Here is an 18,642-nt window from a genome sequence, read left to right on the forward strand (position 1 = left end):
CCGAAGGGGGACAATCCGCAAAAAGTAACTTTTTATGATACAAAAGTCATTATAATAAGTAATTTAATATTTCTTTATCACACTTTAAGGCAATACTATATATTCGCAATAAGGGGTTATATTATCGGTACCATCGGTGTTTTGGGCTGCGATGTACTGCAAGGTGGGGATATTCACCACTCCTTGGGTATCTACCGCAGTGAGCTGGGCACTCACGCGCGATTCTCTTTCTCCTCCTCCATACACGCCGAGATACAGCGGATAACCTGAAGGGAGGGTAAAGGTAAGCGTTTGTGCCGTAGTGGTGGCACTGAGTACCACACGCTCTTTATTGGCATTTACATAACACACATAATAACGTGGGTCACGAACATTGCCTTCTCCTCGCTGGCATTGATAAGTGAGGGTTACAGTATACTCACGTGCTTCTTGGGAGGCATCAACCCCTGGGTACACATAATGAGCGATATCGCATTGTTTATGCACGAGGTCTTCGTAGTTGATGGTAGGTTTTTCAATTCCTTTGAAAGGAAATAACTTTTGGTAATCCTCTGGAGTAGGATCTTCTTCTTTGCTATTGCAGGCTATGAGCAGCAAAAGCGCAATGATACTGTTTATATGTTTCATTCCAATTAATTAATTTGTCAATTTGGTGCGAGCCGCACGAGCTTTTATTTGCTAATTTGCCCCCGAACCCCCGAAGGGGGACAATCCTCAAAAATGGTTCTAATTTGGCGATTAGATACAAGCATACTCTGCTGTCGCAGACTTTCCTGAAAGAGGACAATCTACACTCATTAGCTAATTTACTAATCTGCTAATTTTTTAATTTTCAAATATTTCAGCAGTGTAGCCAGTGGTAATTCCTTTGCTATCACGATGATGAGCTACAAAGCGGTTGCCTTCTCTTACAAAGTCGTAGAATATAATCGACTTGTTGTAGCGCAAGCCTGCTCTAAAGGTGAGTCCGCTTTCAGTGCCTACATAGCCCGAGCCTATAAACTGACTTTTATACCTGCCTGTGGAGGGGTCTTCCTGCGGATTGGTGCGGTACTCAAACACGTAATACCTATTGGCAACAAATCCCTCTAAGAAAGGTGTGTTGAGTCCAAAGCTATTGCCTTTTAAGTATACATCACTTTGGTAGTAGATTTTGCTACCTCGCTTAATGACTATTTGAGGGTTTTGCATCTGCTCGAAAAAGAGTCGGTTGTCATAGGCTTTTTGCAAGAACTGTTGTTTATCGCTGGCTGTTTTGAGTTTTTCAAACACAATGTACTCGCGGGCAGGGTCGGCATACGAGGCTGTTTTGAAGACCATATTCTGCAAGGTGTCTTTGCCTACATAGAGCCAATCGGCAGCCGCGCGAAAACGGTTGTTTACCAATTGGTGAACGTAGTTATAGGTAGTGAACGAGAGCTGTAACTGCGCTTCTTGGCTAAGGGTGTATTCACTTGTTTTGACGGTTTGCAGCGTTTCGCTATGGGTATCGACTTGTATAGCTACTGTATTGTCTTTGTGAAAAGTCATCAGGAAATAGAAGCCACCAAAACCTTGGTTTAAGAGTTTTTCTACATAGCGCGAATCACTTCGTTTTTCTGCTTTAGTGGGGGTAGCAAACAGCAATGAATCGGTGCGGGGGAAGTAGAGCACTTTCCAGCCGTAGGGCGCTTCGGTAAGTTCTTTTTGCAAGGCAATGCGCTGCTGAAGCATTCGCTCTGAGGGCGATTGCTCAAAAATATTGTAGTCTTTTTGGCAAGATGCCAAAAGAAGCGCAATAAATGCTGTTGTTAAAAGATATTTCATATATGATTCATTTATTTTATAAACTCTTCACTTTTACCTATTATTAAAACGATTGAGGCGTTGAAGGCTTAAGAGTTGTAAACGCTTCAAGCTGAACCCTACTTTTTTATTGAAATAATCGGCGATGAAGGCTTCTTTTTTCAGTAGGTTGTTATATGATAGTACTGCGCGTTGTGCTTCTTCATCACTGCTATCGGTAGGGGTCTTAGCAATATTTTTGGCTATCTCTATCTGGGTGTTGAGATTGGTGAGGGGAACGCTTATCATCTCGGCAAAGTCATTTTCGGCTGAAAGCATTGCTTGAAAGGTGATAAATCCGTTGTGATTGGGCGTGCTTTGGGTAAAATTACAATAGTAGCATTCCTCATCTATACCTGCTTGGCTGTGTGCATTTTGGCATTGGGTAAGCGATGCAAAATACTGAAAAGGTAAGGCACTGGTACAGATATTCCTATCGCGCTTTTTGGGGTAATACTGCAAGGCATAAAGGGCAGTATCATCATTAGGAAAGCCGTATAGCTGTTTGTTAGAGCTAGCGCGATAATCCTTCTGACTGATATTCAAAAACGCCTGACGGTCGTAAGGGTATAGCTCATCGCCTAATAAGCGGGCGAATTGGTGATGTACAATGCGCATTAGCACATATACTTTATTCTTGTCGCGGGGGTCGAAATTATTGATGTTATACAAATGAAATTCACGCCCTACCGCACTGCTATTGATGAGCTCTTGTCCGTTGCCATCGATATTTTTACCACCGTAGAGGTATATTTTTAAAGGAGCTTTCCCTTTCCAGAAATTAGCCCCCCCTAAAGAGGGCTCACTATAAAGTTCGAGCCATAGGTATTTAATCGTCTCGAGTACTGGTTTTACTTTGCTTACTTCGGGTGGATAGGTATAGGTACCTTTAGGGGCAGTATTTTTGTCCCAACGGTATTCCACAGCAATGCCATAAGGCAAGGTGATATTGGTTTCTATCCACTTGTCTAAATCGGTATAGGCTCGCTGAGCGGTTTCGGTATCTACAACGCTCTGTGTAGAAAGTTTTTCACGCTGACAGCTCACTGTGAGGATTAATACCGTAATGAGTGTTATTTTTAAAAGGCTTTTCATATAAAGGGGGTATTTTTCGTATGAGGCTGTCCCAAAAGTTTTTCTTGAGAGGGCGTTTGCAAAACGCCCCTACACAACATACTCTAAAAACAATGTAGCACTATTCACTATTCACTTTTAACTATTCACTTTTAACTATTCACTTTTAACTTACCTCGGGTTTGCAGGCAAACCGCGGTTGATGGCTTCTATGGGGAGTTGTATCACTTTGCGCAAATCCTCTTTTTGTAGGGGTTCACTGGTGCGATTTACGGGGGTGTAAAAACGCCTGATGTCTAACCAACGCATTCCCTCGTGCATAAATTCCCATTGGCGCAAAAAAGCGATATTCTTGATAGCCCCTAACTGACGAATGCTAAGCCCATAGAAAGGCGAGTAGTTGCGATAATCATCATCGGTAGAGGCAATAAGGTCTTCCACGGTGATATTGCGAGGATTATCGAACTTTATTTTCTGAAATTCGCGATATTCTAAGAGCAGTTGGTTGTAGTTTTTAAGCATTGCGTATGCTTCCATACGGTTGAGTATCACCTCATCGGTAGTAAGTAGTACATTCGATACGTACAAATCAGTAGGTTTGCTACCAGTACTGCCAAAGAGCGACAACTCATCAAACTTGGCGATATACATCCCATTGTACACGGGAGTGGGTGAGGTCGCTGGCGTGTAGTAGGCAGCGTTATTGTTCATCAGTTGGGTGGTAAAGCCGTACTTAGCCGTAGGGAGCTCTCTTGCCCAACGCGATTGCACAGTGGTGATGAGTAGGTTAGCTTCTTCCTCTGGCTGGGTATAACGCTGGTAGAGATACGGACGGTTGTTAAAACCATACACATCGTAATAGTCCTTTTTCCAGTGGCGCAACTGCGTTTTAGGTTGCGTAAGTACATAGTTAGCATAATCTATCACGGTTTGCCATTCGCCTTTAAACAGATAGAAACGAGAGGCAAAAGCATAAGCAGCACGCTTGTTGAAATGAAACTTAGGTTTGGCGTAATAGGCATCACTCACTAAAGAAATACCCAACTTGAGATCTGTTTCTATCTTCTGATAGACCTCATACACAGTGCCTCTATTGTACTCCACCAAAGCGTTTTTCTCGGGTGTAGTGAGATAAGGAATCCCCATATCGTTTTTAGAGGCTTCGCCTTTGTAGGGCTCTGCCCAAATATTCACGAGCATAAAGTGCAGGTAAGCTCTGAGCAAGAAAGCCTCGCCATAAAGCGCTTTTACACGTTCGGTTTTGGGGTAGCGGGCTAAAAGTTCTAAGGCTTTATTAGCTTGTGCGATGCCTCGGTAGCAACTATTCCAATAAAACAAAGGTGCATCAAGGTCTTCTTGGTCTTCATCTTCCCAGCGGTACATTGCTTCGTTCAAACGGGTATGTACGCCATTTTCGCGTTCGGCTACATTGTCGGTACGCGTTTCGAGGAAAGGGAAATAGCTCGCATCGGGGTAAGCGCCAGTAAGGAGTTCAGCTATTTTCTCTTCCGAATCGAGGGGAACATTTAGAGAGGCATCAGGGTCTTTGTCTAAATAGTTGCAACTTAGCAATAACAAAGAAAATATGTAAATTAAATATCTCATTCAGTTTTAAACTATTAATTGTCAATTGTTAATTGTTAATTAATTAAAATCCTATTTGGAATGACAAGGTATATTGTTTAGGGGTAGGTAATGACACACCGCCAGACTTGTAATACTCAGGGTCTTGACCGTTGAGTTTGCTATCGGAATAAATAAGGAATGGATTAGTAGCTTGTGCTCGCACAGTAAGGCTGCTCATACCATAGCGTTCCAAAGCCTTTTTAGGTACGCGGTAGCCCAATGATATACTTTTCATACGCACAAAGCTACCATCGGCAACACGGTTTTGAGAATAGTTGTATGTATTATAAGCGCGCTCTATATTCTCCTTGCCAATGAGATCAATAAGACTCTGTGAAGGCAATGAGGGTACCTTGGTACGGAGCTCGTCGTAAGGATGCAACCAGCGGTTGTAATATTCCTTAGAAAAGACATTTAAATCGCCGAAAGCGGGATCGAAAGTAGGGTTCAAACGGATTTTATTCCCCGCTTGAGCCGAGATAAAGAAAGAGGCTTCCCAATTTTTATAGGTAAAAGTATTAGAGAGCCCTGCAATCACATTGGGTTCTACCGATCCGTGATAGATAAGGTAGGATTTTGAGTACTTTGTATCAAGAAAATCAGCACCTACTACATTAGCATTCGGGCGGTTGTTGAGCGGATACAATCCGAAATCGAAAGTAGGTAAGCCTTGGTGGTTCACTCCTTGATAGTTAAACGAAAACAATGAGCCTTTAGGGTAGCCCACTATATTGCCGCGCCCTGTACCCGATACCATATCAAAAGTGTTAGGGGTGTTGAGCAAACGGGTAATCTTTTGGTTCATATAGCTGAACGAGATAGTAGTTGCCCATTGGAAATCTTTCTGCTGTATGTTTTTGGTATTCAGAGATAACTCTATGCCGCGGGTGCGCATATCGCCAAAATTGGCATACTTATAGTATTCACCGCCTATGCCCGAGGTGCGAATCAGGTCGATGAGGTCGAATGAATTACGCTGATAAATATCTACCGACATACTGATGCGATTATCAAAAAATCCTGCATCGACACCGAGGTTCAGCTCATACATCTTCTCCCAAGTGAGGTCGCGGTTCTCTAAGTGCAGCAAGCGCAAAGCGTTCTCTCTATCGCTAAAGCGGTAGCGGTTTTGCACATAGTTTTGGAATACACTATAAGAATTTATCGCTTGCTCGTTCATTTTAGCAGTAAGCCCATAACTGGCTCTCAGGGCAAGGGTACTAATATTTTTGCTGTTGAAAAAAGGTTCACGGTCTATATTCCACTTCGCACCCACATTCCACGTAGGCAACCAGCGAGAGCGCGTACCGCGACCAGCAGTGTTAGAACCTTCGTAGTTCAGCACGGCATTGGCAATATACTTGCCTTTATAGCCATACGTACCACTGGCAGAAAAGGTGATGCCACGGTCGTACTTCTCGGTAAGTGCGAAATAGTTGTTGCCCTCGTTGAGGAGCTTTTGAAAGATAAGCGGATTGGTAAATACCTGATTACCGCGATCATACTGAATGCCGTAACCTTGGAAAGGCGTAACAGTGCGGTCGGCATAGCGAATTTCGGCAAAACCAAAGGCTTTAAGATCGTGGTCTTCGTGCAAGGTGCGGTGGTAATCAACCGCCAAGCGCCCCATATAGCTTTTGAGAGAAGTTTCGGTTTTATTGAAAATACCGCCATTGGTGAGCGCTATTTGCGGAGGCGCTAAAGGATTGTCCTTATTTTTGAGCAAATAGATATTATCATTGGCTACCTGAGGGGTTTCATTAGCACGAAACGCCTTGATAACATTAGAATTTTCGGTGATGTAATGCGATGATTGTGTTTGCGCTTGGCGCGCTGATACTAAGGCAGTAACTTCTAAATGTGGATTGACCTTGTAAGAGGCTTCAGCTTGTATTTTGAAGTCGAGCACATCGATTTTCATATAGTTGTTGCGATATTCCTCCAAAATATTGAAAGGCGCCCAATTGTTGCGATAGTACTCTAAATTACCCTGCGCATCTTTAGGTCGCAAGGTGCGCGACGTACCTAAAGCATACGAAAAAGGATTGATATCAAAATCACGCTCGAAAGCACCTACAGCTGTGTTTTTACGCTGTGCAAAAGTGCCAGGGGCTTTCTGACTGCGTAAATTCCCCACGGCAGTAAAGGTAGCTTTCAGTTGGTCGTTGATATAAAAAGTATTTTTGAGGTTGGCAGTGATGCGTTTCACATTATCAGTAATCGTCCAGCCACTGTCGTGATAATAACCTAACGAAGCATAACTCGTACTATTCTTGCCGCCACCGCTGAAAGTAATAGTGTGGCTGCGTATAGGGTTGATAGAAAAAAGATGTTTGAACCAATCGGTATTGGCGTATTCGCGTTCTTTCATAAAGGCAGCCTGAGCTGCTGGCGTATTGGGGTAGTAGTAATTGCCGGTATTAGGGTTGATGGTACTCACGTCCTTATACCACTGGTAGTAAATGCCGCTGCGCCTGCCGTAAAGGGTGTTTTGCAAATTGAAATAGCCTTTGCTGTTCATCTCTTGCAAGAGCGACATCGTTTCTTGCGAGTTCAGCAAGTCAAAATCTTTATATGACGGAATGGTGCGGAAGCTCTGTTCGTAGCTATACGTAATGTGGTTAGGCGTATCGCGTTTGCCTGATTTGGTTGTAATAACAATCACCCCATTGAGGGCGCGCGCTCCATACATAGAAGTAGCCGATGCATCTTTCAGCACTTGTATATCCTCTATATCGGTAGCGTTGAGTCCGGCAATAGCCGAGCTCACTAAGGTAATCGCATCACCAGAAATCAACTGGTCAAGACTGAGGGACACCAAATCTTCATAAATCGCCCCATCGATTACCCAAAGCGGTTGTACATTACCTATGATAGAAGCCCCCCCGCGAATATTGATGCGCGGTGCTGAGCCAAAAGACCCCGTTACATTTTGGATAGAAAGCCCTGCTACACGCCCTTCAAGCATACGCGATATATCGGCAACACCTTCCATTTTGATATTGTCCATCTTCACCGAAGCAGCTGCCCCTGTAAATACGCGGTTTTGTATTTTCTGGTAGCCCGTAAGTACTACTCCCTCTAAGGCTTGGGCTTCTTCTTGGAGTACGATTTGCAGGCTCTCTCCTTTGATTTTGAAGCGTTGGGTTTTCATTCCCACATAACTCACTTCAAGAGTTTGCCCTATCTGCGCTTTGATGCTAAAATGCCCCTCCATATCGGTACTGGTGCCTATATGTGATTCTTTCACCACTATCGTCGCGCCCAACAGCGGAGTGCCATTGGTTTCTTTTACCGTTCCTTTGAGGGTAAAGGTTTGAGCGCTAGCAGATAGGCTTACGAGGAGAAAAAGGAATATGTATGACAGTTTGTTCATCGTTAATTTACTTTGTAAATGATACCGCCAAAAATACCTAAAGGATGCCCTGGGCGCAATCCTGAAGGGTGACGGGATACCAAATAAGTGCGATTGGTAAGGTTGATAGCATTTAGGGTGAGGGTAAAATGGCGTGCAAAATGCGCTTTAGCAGCAACATCGATAATGGTATAGGCAGGAATTTTATGGCGTTCGGCGATAAGTCCTTGCCCTGGTTCAGTGCGCACAGCGCCATTATAACGAATACCTATATTCAGTTCGTATTTTTTGTACTCAGCTCCTATACTCAAGTTGAGACTATGGCGATTGATATAAGGGATTTCGTCGCCTGCAATCACTCGCCCCCAAGAGTTGCTCTCGAAAGAGTTTTTCATCTCGGTATCGGTAAAAGTGTAGGAGAGTTGTAAGGGGGTTTTTATAGGAGATTCCTCAGGGAATGGCTGATATTGTGCGATAAACTCAGCTCCTTTCACGACAGCTTCCCCCACATTGAATTGTTCGAGGGTACCTGTACCGCCCATAGCCGCAAGGTCACTGCCCAACATATTGCTGTAGTTATTGTAAAAACCTATCAATTCAGTTTTTAGTTGTTTGTAATTCACACGCAAGCCCGCCTCAAAGTTGATACTGCTTTCGGGTTTTTGGTTTTCGGTGAGTAGGGTAATATTGCCATTTCTGTCCATCACACGCTTTTCTTTACTTACCCCTGGGGGTGAAAAACCCTTGTGTACACCAGCAAAAGCAGACAACCCATCGGAAAGATTGTAGTGCAACCCCAAACTGGGTATCACGGCATTGGCTACATTGGTGGTTTCTATGCGTTTTTGCCCTGTACGGCGGGTATCAGCAGTAGTGTAATCTTTTTCTAACAATTCTATATGCTCAAAACGCAAGCCCACAGTTACGGTAAGCCGTTTGTAAGTCAGTTTAGAAAGCCAATAAGCCGCTAAGGCATTGGCACGAGTAATTTTATTCGCCTGACTGCCCTGCAGCCCTTTCCAGAGCAATTGCATTTGCTGGTTTTTCATTGCATAGATATCGTCCCACTGGTTGCGGTCTTCCTCATCGGTGTGGTAACGCAGCCCCCACTCGTTGTCTAAATAACAATTGCCCCATATCGCTTTGTATTCAGCTTTGGTTTGCACACCACGAGAGAAATAGTTACGGTAGTTGGCGCGCACAAAGAGTCCAGGGTTGTTTTTAAGGCGCTCGTAGTCGTTGTAGAACACGCGGCTATCGGTTTTACCTGAAAGTATATCAAAATAAGGAGCATTAGTTTCGGGGTCGGACAGAATTTGCCCAATGGTGCGTTTTTCGTTGGCTGAAGTGCCGTATTTCACCGATTCAAGTTTGTACCAATTGCGGAAGAAGGTATTGTAATAGAAGTGAGTAGTAAATTTTAGTCGGTTAGAAAACTGAAGTAAGTAAGTGCCCACCCACTGAGTGTGGCGAGTTGTGAGGTGGTCTTTTTGAGAACCTACATAGCGCAGGAAAGGCGTTCGGGCAAAATCGGATTGCGTAAGACCTACATAAGTTTCATTAGAATCCTCATCGGCATAGCCCGCTTTCAGCTCAAAAGAGTGGTTAGCCCCTTCGGTTTTAGCCGTATTCACTTTGAATTTAGCGACCCAATCGTTGCGTTTGAAGCCTGCATTTTGTTTGTTTTCAAAATGTTTAAAACCATCGGACTGGTAGCGGAGGTATTCCACCATATAGCCGAAGTGTTTTTTGCTGTCACCAGCGTTGATATGCGTTTTAAGGGTATTATTCGTGCCGCAAGTAGCGTTTAGTTTTGCAGAAAATTTAGTTGGGATAGCCGTAGACACCATATTGATAGCCCCACCGGTAGTAAACGGACCGTATTGCACTTGGCTACTGCCTTTCACCACCTCTACTGCTTGCATACGCGCGGCATTAGGAAAATAGTAAGCCGCAGGGGCAGCATAGGGAGCAGGGGCAGCCAAAATACCATCCTCCATTAGGGTGATTTTCTCACTTCGTTCTGCCTTAGTGCCTCGCAAGCTGATATTAGGACGCAAGCCATAGCCATCTTCTTCGTACACATTCACACCAGGGACTGCTTTGAGCATACGGTTGACATCAGTATAGCCCATTTTCTGAATTTCTTGAGGAGAGATGTAATACGCCGAGCCCGTGCGGTTGCGTGCCTGAAACTTGCTACCCAATATTTGCTGCGCCGATACGGTAACCTCTTCTAAGTAGTGTACAGAATCTTTTTCTTGGGTTCCTTGTTGTGCTACAGCAAAGGAGGTAAAGAATAAGAGTAAAAGTATAAAAATACTTATTTTTTTCATAAGGTATCAAAAAATCGGTGCAAAGGTATATATTATTTATAAACAAACCAAATAAAAAAGATAGATAATTTACTTTTTGGAATCATCTTCACTTTTCACTCTTTACCACTCTCTCCTGGCGGTTGATAGATTCTTGGTGAATTGCCTTAAATACCTGAATCACTAAATCCTCACTTAGGTTGCGTTGTTCGCCTTCTGATATCATTTTGCCAAGAATTTCGTGCCAACGTTGGTTTTGCAAAATCGCTACATTATTCGCTTTTTTCAGCATTCCTATCTCATCGGCTACCTCCATACGTCTTTTGAGTAAATCCAATAATTTGTTGTCCAGTATATCAATGCGCGAACGTAAATTACTTAACTGACTCACATAGTCTTCCTCAGCTACCGAAGCCTCGCGAATGCGCAAATCTCTCATTATTTGTATGAGGCGTTCAGGGGTAATCTGTTGTGCTGCATCACTCCACGCAGCATCAGGGGTACAGTGCGTTTCAATCATTAAGCCATCGAAGTTCAAGTCGAGAGCCGTTTGCGATACATCAAAAATCATATCGCGTTTGCCGGTGATATGCGAAGGGTCGCAAATAAGTGGCAAGTCAGGGAACTTGTTTTGCAGTTCAATTACCAATTGCCATTCAGGAATATTGCGGTATTTGGTCTTTTCGTAAGTAGAAAATCCGCGATGTATCACCCCCAAGTTTTTGATGCCTGCGCGTTGTAATCGTTCCAAAGCTCCTATCCATAACGGAAGATCGGGATTTACAGGATTTTTTACCAAGATAATCTTATCAGTGCCTTCTAGCTCATCGGCTATTTCTTGAATAATAAACGGACTCACAGTAGAGCGCGCTCCTATCCACAACATATCAATATCGTGCTCCAAGGCAAGCTTCACGTGGTCTTTATTGGCTACTTCGGTAGCCGTTTTGAGTCCCGTTTCTTCTTTTACCCGTTGTAGCCATTTGAGCCCTAACGCTCCTACACCTTCAAACATACCTGGGCGGGTACGAGGTTTCCAAATACCTGCACGGAAGAAAGATACATCAGTATCTTTTAGGCTATGTGCTATTTTCAGCACTTGTTCTTCAGTCTCAGCACTGCAAGGTCCAGCAATTACTACGGGGTGGTTAAGGTGTAAATCATCGAGCCACTGTCTATTTTCTTTGGTTATTTCCATTCTATGGGTCTTATTCTTTTAGTTGTCAAAGGGCAAAGATACAAAAAACTAAAGAATAAGTAATGAAAAACCAAAAAACTCTACATTATCAACTGATAAATCAGCGAAAAAGTAAAACATACCCATTTTCAAATCTTTAACAATTATCTTTATAATCACTTACCTTTACCTTAGTTTTTTCTTACCTTCGTTCATTCTTGATTTGCCCGTGCCACTCGCACTCTCATTTACTAATTCCCAAATTCGCTAATTTGCTAATTTTTTCATTTGTCTGTGTGGCTCACACCATCTGCCCGTGTGGCTCACACCATCTGCCCGTGCGGCTCGCACTATCTGCCCGTGTGGCTCGCACCTTTGGCAAAGTTGAAATCCACTAATAACCTTCTTTTTATCTCTACCTTAGCTTCAACTTTCCTTCTACTTAGGTTCGTTATTCCTTCGTTCATTCTTCGTCTTTTGTTCATTGTAGAGCCACTGTAGAGCCACTGTAGAGCCTCTGTAGAGCCACTGTAGAGCCACTGTAGAGCCACTGTAGAGCCACTGTAGAGCCACTGTAGAGCCACTGTAGAGCCACTGTAGAGCCACCCTTTGTTCGTATTACCGTCGTTGTAGTTTCTCCTCAGCGAGAGGTGATAAGGAGGGTAGGTTCCCTTTGTTCATTAATCATTTTCTTTAAGATTACTATAATTTTTAAATACACAAACGAAAATAATAGAAATTTCCTCCTATCACTTTTTACTCATCTGCTATCAAAAATATTTAAATATATAATAGTTAAGCAATTAACTTTTATATATTTTTCTTCATTATCAAAAATTAGCCACAATTTTGATAGTGTTTGACCGATTTTTGATAGTACTATGCTTTCTTTTGCCTTACCTTTGCCTCCGAAAAAACATCGCATTTTCATCAATGCGAAGAAAATTAAACCAATTGTTAAAAAACAAATACCAATATGATGAGTAGAAAGATAAACAAGCGCATTTTACTATCGCTTTTGCTCTGCAATTGTTCGGGCGCTCTTTTCGCCCAACAAGTAAAAGGGGTGGTGAAAGCAAAATCCGACAACAGCCCTATGATGGGTGTAAGTGTGGTGGTAAAGCACAAAACAGTAGGTGCTTCTACTGATTTCGACGGGAAATATACCCTTCAACCCGTTGCAGCCACCGATAGTTTGGTCTTTTCTTATATAGGCTACAAATCCCAAACCGTAGCCGTGAAAGGACGCAAGGAAATAAACGTAAGTTTAGAAGAAGAGGTGACGACTCTCGAAGGAGTTACCGTTTCTGTAGGGTATCGTACCGAACGTAAAACCGACCTTACCGGTGCAGTATCAGTAGTAAAGGTAAACGAGATGATGTCTACTGCCGAAAACAACCCTATGAAAGCCCTCCAAGGTCGTGTAGCTGGTATGCAAGTAACCGATAACGGTGGTCCCGCTGGTAAAGCTACCATTCGCATTCGCGGTATCGGTACACTTAATAACAACGACCCTCTTTATATCATCGATGGAGTACCTACTCAGGGCGGTATGCACGAGCTGAACTCTAACGATATCGAGAGTATACAAGTGTTGCGTGACGCTTCGGCAGCAAGTATCTATGGGTCACGTGCTGCCAATGGGGTTATCGTTATTACTACCAAAAAAGGTAGAAACGGAGTGTTAAAGGTAGATTTCGACCATTATACTACCGTTTCGATGTTTCACTCTCGTATGAAGATGCTCAATGCTAATGAGTATGCACAAGTGCTTTGGAAAGCAGCTGTAAACCGTGGTAACGACCCTAACCAAAACGCTTTAGGTATTCACTACGATTATACTACCGATGCCAATGGTCACAGCACCCTTAATAATTTGTACTATCCACGTCAGTATTTTGATAAAACAGGAAGCCCTATGCTCCCTTCTAATACCGATTGGTTCAAGGAAATCACTCGTATGGGGGTAACTGAATCTTATAACCTTTCGGTTACCAATGGTACTGATAAAGGTAACTACTTCCTTTCGTTAGGCTATTATAACAACGATGGTTTGGTAAAGAATACCGATTTCTCTCGCCTCTCTGCTCGTATCAATACCGATTACAAACTCTTTGGCGATGTAGTAACCATAGGTGAAAACTTCACTGTAAACCGTACCAGCGAGGTAGAGCAACCTTACCAAATTACCGAAGCAGCAATGATAGCCGTACCTTTCATTCCGGTACGTACTCAAGACGGTAAGCACTGGGGAGGTCCTGTAAATGGTTTACCCGACCGTCAGAACCCTGCTCGCTTAGTAAACGACAATAAGAATAATCGTTATAACTACTGGCGTATGTTCGGGAATGCTTTTGTAAACATTAAACCTATTGATAAGCTCAATATCCGTTCTAACTTTGGGGTAGATTACGGTAATTTCTATAAACGTACACTCAACCATTCGTATATTTCCGGTTTTATGGAAGAAGGCAAAGAAAAAACCTTCTCTCAACTCGAACAATCTCACTGGACAAAATGGAACTGGGCAAATACAGCTACCTACGACTTCGAGCTTGGCAAGAGTCGATTTGAAACCTTAGCAGGTATGGAAATGTTCTCACAAGATGATATAAACTTCTCTGTAAAAGGAACTACTCTTGCCTTAGAAACTCCTGAATATATGTGGCCTAATCTCGCTACAGGAGGTATTACAGGAGGTGGTGGAGCTACCGGTTATAAGTTGCTTTCTTTCTTCGGAAAAATCAACTATGCTTTTGATAACAAATACCTTGCTTCAGCTACCCTTCGTCACGATGGTTCTTCTCGCTTTGCCAAAGATAACCGCTGGGGTACTTTCCCTGCTTTCAACTTGGGTTGGCGTCTTTCTCAAGAAGCCTTTATGGAGAATATTCGCAATACCGTTTCTGAAATCAAATTGCGCTTCGGTTGGGGGCAAAACGGTAACCAAGAAATCGGCAACTACTCTATTTACGATATTTACGATCCTTACTATGGGGTAACAGGCGACTATATTTGGTCTGGAACAGGTATTTGGAATACCTCTTACGATATCGAAGGAAAAGGCTCTGGTCAGTTAGCTTCTGGTTTCCGTCGCAGTCGTCTCGGTAACAAAAATCTCAAATGGGAAACTACCACACAAACCAACTTCGGGTTAGACTTCGGTTTCTTTAATAACAATCTCTACGGTTCAGTAGAATACTATATCAAAAAGACCAAAGACATCTTGGTAGAACCTCCTTATGCAGGTATCAAGGGTGAAGGTGCTACCCAATGGGTAAATGGTGCTGGTATGGAAAATAAAGGTTGGGAAGTATCAGTAGGTTATCGTAACGAGACCAAAGGCGGACTCAAATACGATATCAATGCCAACGTTTCAACCAATAAAAATAAAGTTACTGAATTACCAGAATCTGTAGTCAATGCTTACGGCGGAAATGGTAAATGGGATAATATCTTAGGTCGTCCTTATCAATCTTATTACGGTTATGTAGCTGATGGTATCTTCAAAACCCAAGAAGAACTCGATCAGCACCCTATACAAAACGGTAAAGATATTGGTCGTATCCGCTACCGCGATTTGAATAACGATGGAGTAGTAAACGAAGACGACCGCACTTGGATTGGGTCTCCTTACCCTGATTTTATCTACGGTCTCAATCTCAACTTAGAGTACAAAAACTTCGATTTTACCCTCTTCTTGCAAGGCGTACAGAATGTCGATATTATCAACGATGTGAAAAAACATACTGACTTTTGGAGTGTGGTGGATACCTACTCCAATAAAGGTCGCCGTTTGCTCGATGCTTTCGACCCCGTTACCAATCCTGATTCCGATATTCCAAGTGTAGCTTACACCGATGATAATAACGAAGGGCGTATGTCTACTTACTATGTAGAGAATGGCTCTTACCTAAAACTTCGTAACGTACAGTTAGGCTATACTTTACCTAAAGAAGTATCCGAAAGAATTAAGCTCAGCAAGTTGCGCTTGTATGTAAGCGGTCAGAATCTCTTTACTATCAAGAGCAAATCGTTTACAGGTAAAGACCCTGAAAACCCTAATTATGGCTATCCTATCCCAATAACATTCACTATGGGATTGAATGCTAGCTTTTAAATTATCAATAGTCTGACGTCTGATAAATAATAATAAAATGAAAAAGATAATATATACCACCACAATATTTGCAACTCTACTTACAGGTTGCAACTTCTTAGACGATAATCCACAAGGGATTATGACCGAGAAAGAAGCTATCTCTAAAGCCGATGAGTTGGTAACTACCGCTTATTCGTCTTTGGGTAACGACCACTACGATGTACCTTTTAGTCTTTGGATTTACGGTAACGTACGTGCCGATGACGCTTATAAAGGCGGACAAGACGTGAGCGATATCCAGCATTTCCATTTCTATGAAATCGCTCAGAATATCGACCCTACTTTTGGTGAAGCTGACCGCTTTTGGTTTATGTGTTATATGGCTATTTCGCGTACCAATACCGCTCTGAAAGCCTTGCAACAGGCTTCCGATGCTGAAGTAGCAAATCGTCAATCGCGTATGGGCGAAATGTATTTCTTGCGAGGTCATTTCTATTTCGTGTTGAAAACTATCTTTGGGCATATTCCTTTTGTAGATGAGAATACACCTGATAGTGCTTACGAAACCACCCCTAACACTTTGCCTAATGATGAACAATGGCAAAAAATAGTAGCCGATTTCAAAAAAGCTTACGATTTATTGCCTAATACCCAACCTCAAAAAGGTAGAGCTGATAAATATGCAGCAGCAGCTTATTTAGCTAAAGCCTATTTGTACAAAGCGTATCGCCAATCAGAAAACAATAGTGTAACAGGTATCAATAGCCAAGATTTGCAAGAGGTACTTACTTATACAAGTTTTGCATTAGGTTCTTCTTATGGTTTGGAAGATGACTTTGCGTTTAACTTCCTCCCCGGTGGCTATGAAAATGGTAAAGAATCTATGTTTGCGGTACAATACTCAGTGGACGATGGTACTCAGTACGGACGCCTCAACTGGGGTGATCAACTCTCTGCTCCACAAAAGTTAGGTTGCTGTGATTTCCATAAACCAAGTCAGAATTTGGTAAATGCCTTCAAAACAGTGAATGGCTTGCCCGATTTCGATAACTTCAACAACAACGATTACAACGCTACTAGTGATAAAGCCGACCCTCGTTTGTTCCACACTGTTGCCTTACCTGGTTTGCCTTATAAGTACAATGCCGAGTTGATTTATAAGAATGATTGGAATCGCAATAGCAATGTGTACGGTTTCTATGCATCACTCAAAGAGAACGTAGACCCTTCTTGCTCTTGCTTCCGCAATATCAACCCTTTCCGCGGTAACTCTAAGAATCGTATTCTTATCCGTTACGCCGATGTACTCCTAATGCGTGCCGAAGCTCTTATCGAACTCAACCGTAGCAATGAAGCCTTGTCACTTATTAACCAAGTGCGCCAACGCGCTAAACAAAGTACTTCTATGATTCCTTACGCTACCAATACTGATATAGCTGTATATCAAAATGGTGTAAACTGTACTTGGAATCAAGAATTTGCTCGCAAAGCACTCCGTTGGGAACGCCGTTTAGAGTTTGCTATGGAAGGCTCTCGTTTCTTCGACCTTGTACGCTGGGGTATCGCCGACCAAGTACTCAACGACTATTTCACTAAAGAGAAAACACGTCGTCCAGCGATATTCAGCAGTGCTTATTTCACTAAAAATAAAAATGAGTATATCCCTATTCCACAAAACCAAATAGGGTATGTAAAAGGTATTTACAAACAAAATGCAGGATTCTAATATGAAAACAATAGTACACAAACTCGCCCTCAGTGTAGTAGCTTTGCTTGGCTTACTCAGCTGTGACGAAAAGCACGAAGGCGAACTTATTAACGACAAAGAGGCAAAAATTAATGCCTTTCAAGCCGATGGTATCGATGGGATTATAGACGAGGAGAAACAAACTATCACGGTGTACGCTCCTTGGAATACCGATCTTACCAAAATGACCACCTCTCTCTCATTGCCCGAGGGAGCTACCTCAGTGCCTACTGCGGGAACGAATGTCGATTTGAGCAAAGGTGCCAAATACCGCATTTTTAATGGTAACCTCTATTGGGATTACACTGTTACCGCTCAATATCCACAGTTAGAGAATTTTGCTATTGGCAAATACAAAGCTACGATTGACCACAGTACGGGTAAGATAAGTGTGAAATACCCTAAGGGTGAAAGTCTTACTGCGCTTACCCCTACCTTCAGCACAACACCTAATGCTACTGTGAGCCCTGCTTCGGGAGTTACCCAAAACTTTACTCAAAGCGTTACTTATACTATGAGTTATCGTGAGAAAAGCTTTGTGTATAGCGTAGAGATTATCCCTACTAACTTTGCACCTATTGCCTTTGTAGGTACAGCTAACAGTGCATCTGCTATAGCCGATGAAGACGAGAAAGCAGCTTACACTTGGCTTACCGAAAATTACGACACTGCTAAATACATTTCGTTTAGCGACATCAAGGAAGGCAAAGTTAATCTCAACGACTACAAAGTGATTTGGTGGCATTGGGATAACAACAAAGAGTTGCCTGCTGAAGCCAAAGCAGATGCTGTCGTAAACAAGATGAAACAATTCTATGCTGCCGGTGGTTCGTTCTTATTGTCTTCTTGGGCAGTACAATATGTAGTCGATTTAGGTATCGCCTTAGACGGCAAGGTAGTAAATAATATGTGGGGAGAAAATAACGTTCCATTTACAGTAGGTGAAGATTGGTCACTTTGCTACAAAGGCAATGAAAACCACCCATTGTTTAAAGGATTGACTAAAAAGTCAGGGGTTGATTATATATCCTTCTTTCTTTCTAAAGGAACAAATACAAAAGGACATAATGCTATTTGGAACTTCGATTGGGGAGATTATGAACATAATGCTGCAGGTTGGCAAACTGCTGCAGGCTCTAAAATATTAGCAAGTTTGCATTGGGACGTAACGATGAGCAATCGCGCTGTTATCTTTGAATACCTCAAACGAGGCAATGCAGGTCGCACTATTTGTATAGGTAGTGAAGCTTACGACTGGTATAACGAAAACAATTCACCTGCCAATGCTTATAAGGGCAATATAGAATTGCTCACTGCCAACGCCTTAGAATATTTAGCAAATTAATAGAAACATAAAATACCTCTTTTCATACGTATATGTGATAACCGTCCTTTCTTCCCCCTTAAAAAGGGGGAGTAGGA

General features: G+C 42.6%; 11 protein-coding genes. 3 read left to right on the forward strand and 8 right to left on the reverse strand.

All coding sequences use genetic code 11. The annotated features are described in order from the left end of the window. Positions 1-84: 84 nt before the first annotated feature. From C3V44_RS11645 to C3V44_RS12090, 8 genes are all read right to left on the reverse strand, one after another. Positions 85-627 (reverse strand): hypothetical protein, encoded by a 543-nt coding sequence (locus tag C3V44_RS11645; protein ID WP_106096572.1) that lies wholly within the window; start codon positions 625-627, stop codon positions 85-87. A 198-nt stretch (positions 628-825) separates the two neighbouring features. Next, positions 826-1,806: a DUF4302 domain-containing protein gene (locus C3V44_RS11650; protein ID WP_106096573.1), complete on the reverse strand. Its 981-nt coding sequence runs from the start codon at positions 1,804-1,806 to the stop codon at positions 826-828. A 33-nt stretch (positions 1,807-1,839) separates the two neighbouring features. Then, the gene (locus C3V44_RS11655; protein ID WP_106096574.1) at positions 1,840-2,919 is read right to left on the reverse strand and encodes a putative zinc-binding metallopeptidase; all 1,080 of its coding nucleotides are present in this window, start codon (positions 2,917-2,919) and stop codon (positions 1,840-1,842) included. A gap of 150 nt (positions 2,920-3,069) precedes the next feature. Further along, positions 3,070-4,503: a RagB/SusD family nutrient uptake outer membrane protein gene (locus C3V44_RS11660; protein WP_106096575.1), complete on the reverse strand. Its 1,434-nt coding sequence runs from the start codon at positions 4,501-4,503 to the stop codon at positions 3,070-3,072. Between the two features lie 43 nt (positions 4,504-4,546). Continuing rightward, positions 4,547-7,900, reverse strand: coding sequence for a SusC/RagA family TonB-linked outer membrane protein (locus C3V44_RS11665; RefSeq protein ID WP_106096576.1), 3,354 nt, complete (start codon positions 7,898-7,900; stop codon positions 4,547-4,549). A gap of 2 nt (positions 7,901-7,902) precedes the next feature. Then, a complete protein-coding gene (locus tag C3V44_RS11670; protein ID WP_106096577.1) occupies positions 7,903-10,215 on the reverse strand; it encodes a TonB-dependent receptor domain-containing protein in 2,313 nt (770 codons plus the stop codon). An 88-nt stretch (positions 10,216-10,303) separates the two neighbouring features. Beyond that, positions 10,304-11,392, reverse strand: coding sequence for a bifunctional 3-deoxy-7-phosphoheptulonate synthase/chorismate mutase type II (locus C3V44_RS11675; protein WP_106096578.1), 1,089 nt, complete (start codon positions 11,390-11,392; stop codon positions 10,304-10,306). A 329-nt stretch (positions 11,393-11,721) separates the two neighbouring features. Then, on the reverse strand, positions 11,722-11,955 hold the full coding sequence (locus C3V44_RS12090; protein WP_164996590.1) for a dihydrolipoyllysine-residue succinyltransferase: 234 nt from the start codon (positions 11,953-11,955) through the stop codon (positions 11,722-11,724). A gap of 392 nt (positions 11,956-12,347) precedes the next feature. Between C3V44_RS12090 and C3V44_RS11680 the strand changes: the two genes are divergently transcribed. Genes C3V44_RS11680 through C3V44_RS11690 form a run of 3 tightly spaced genes read left to right on the forward strand, consistent with a single transcriptional unit; the run spans position 12,348 to position 18,565 of the window. After that, a complete protein-coding gene (locus C3V44_RS11680) occupies positions 12,348-15,491 on the forward strand; it encodes a TonB-dependent receptor (RefSeq protein ID WP_106096579.1) in 3,144 nt (1,047 codons plus the stop codon). Between the two features lie 37 nt (positions 15,492-15,528). After that, positions 15,529-17,199, forward strand: a complete 1,671-nt coding sequence (locus C3V44_RS11685; protein WP_009422056.1) for a RagB/SusD family nutrient uptake outer membrane protein — start codon at positions 15,529-15,531, stop codon at positions 17,197-17,199. After that, on the forward strand, positions 17,186-18,565 hold the full coding sequence (locus tag C3V44_RS11690; RefSeq protein ID WP_106096580.1) for a DUF4960 domain-containing protein: 1,380 nt from the start codon (positions 17,186-17,188) through the stop codon (positions 18,563-18,565). Before C3V44_RS11685 ends, C3V44_RS11690 begins: the two co-directional genes overlap by 14 nt. Positions 18,566-18,642 lie beyond the last annotated feature (77 nt).

Source organism: Capnocytophaga sp. oral taxon 864, from assembly GCF_002998835.1.
In the GTDB taxonomy this organism is placed as follows: domain Bacteria; phylum Bacteroidota; class Bacteroidia; order Flavobacteriales; family Flavobacteriaceae; genus Capnocytophaga; species Capnocytophaga ochracea.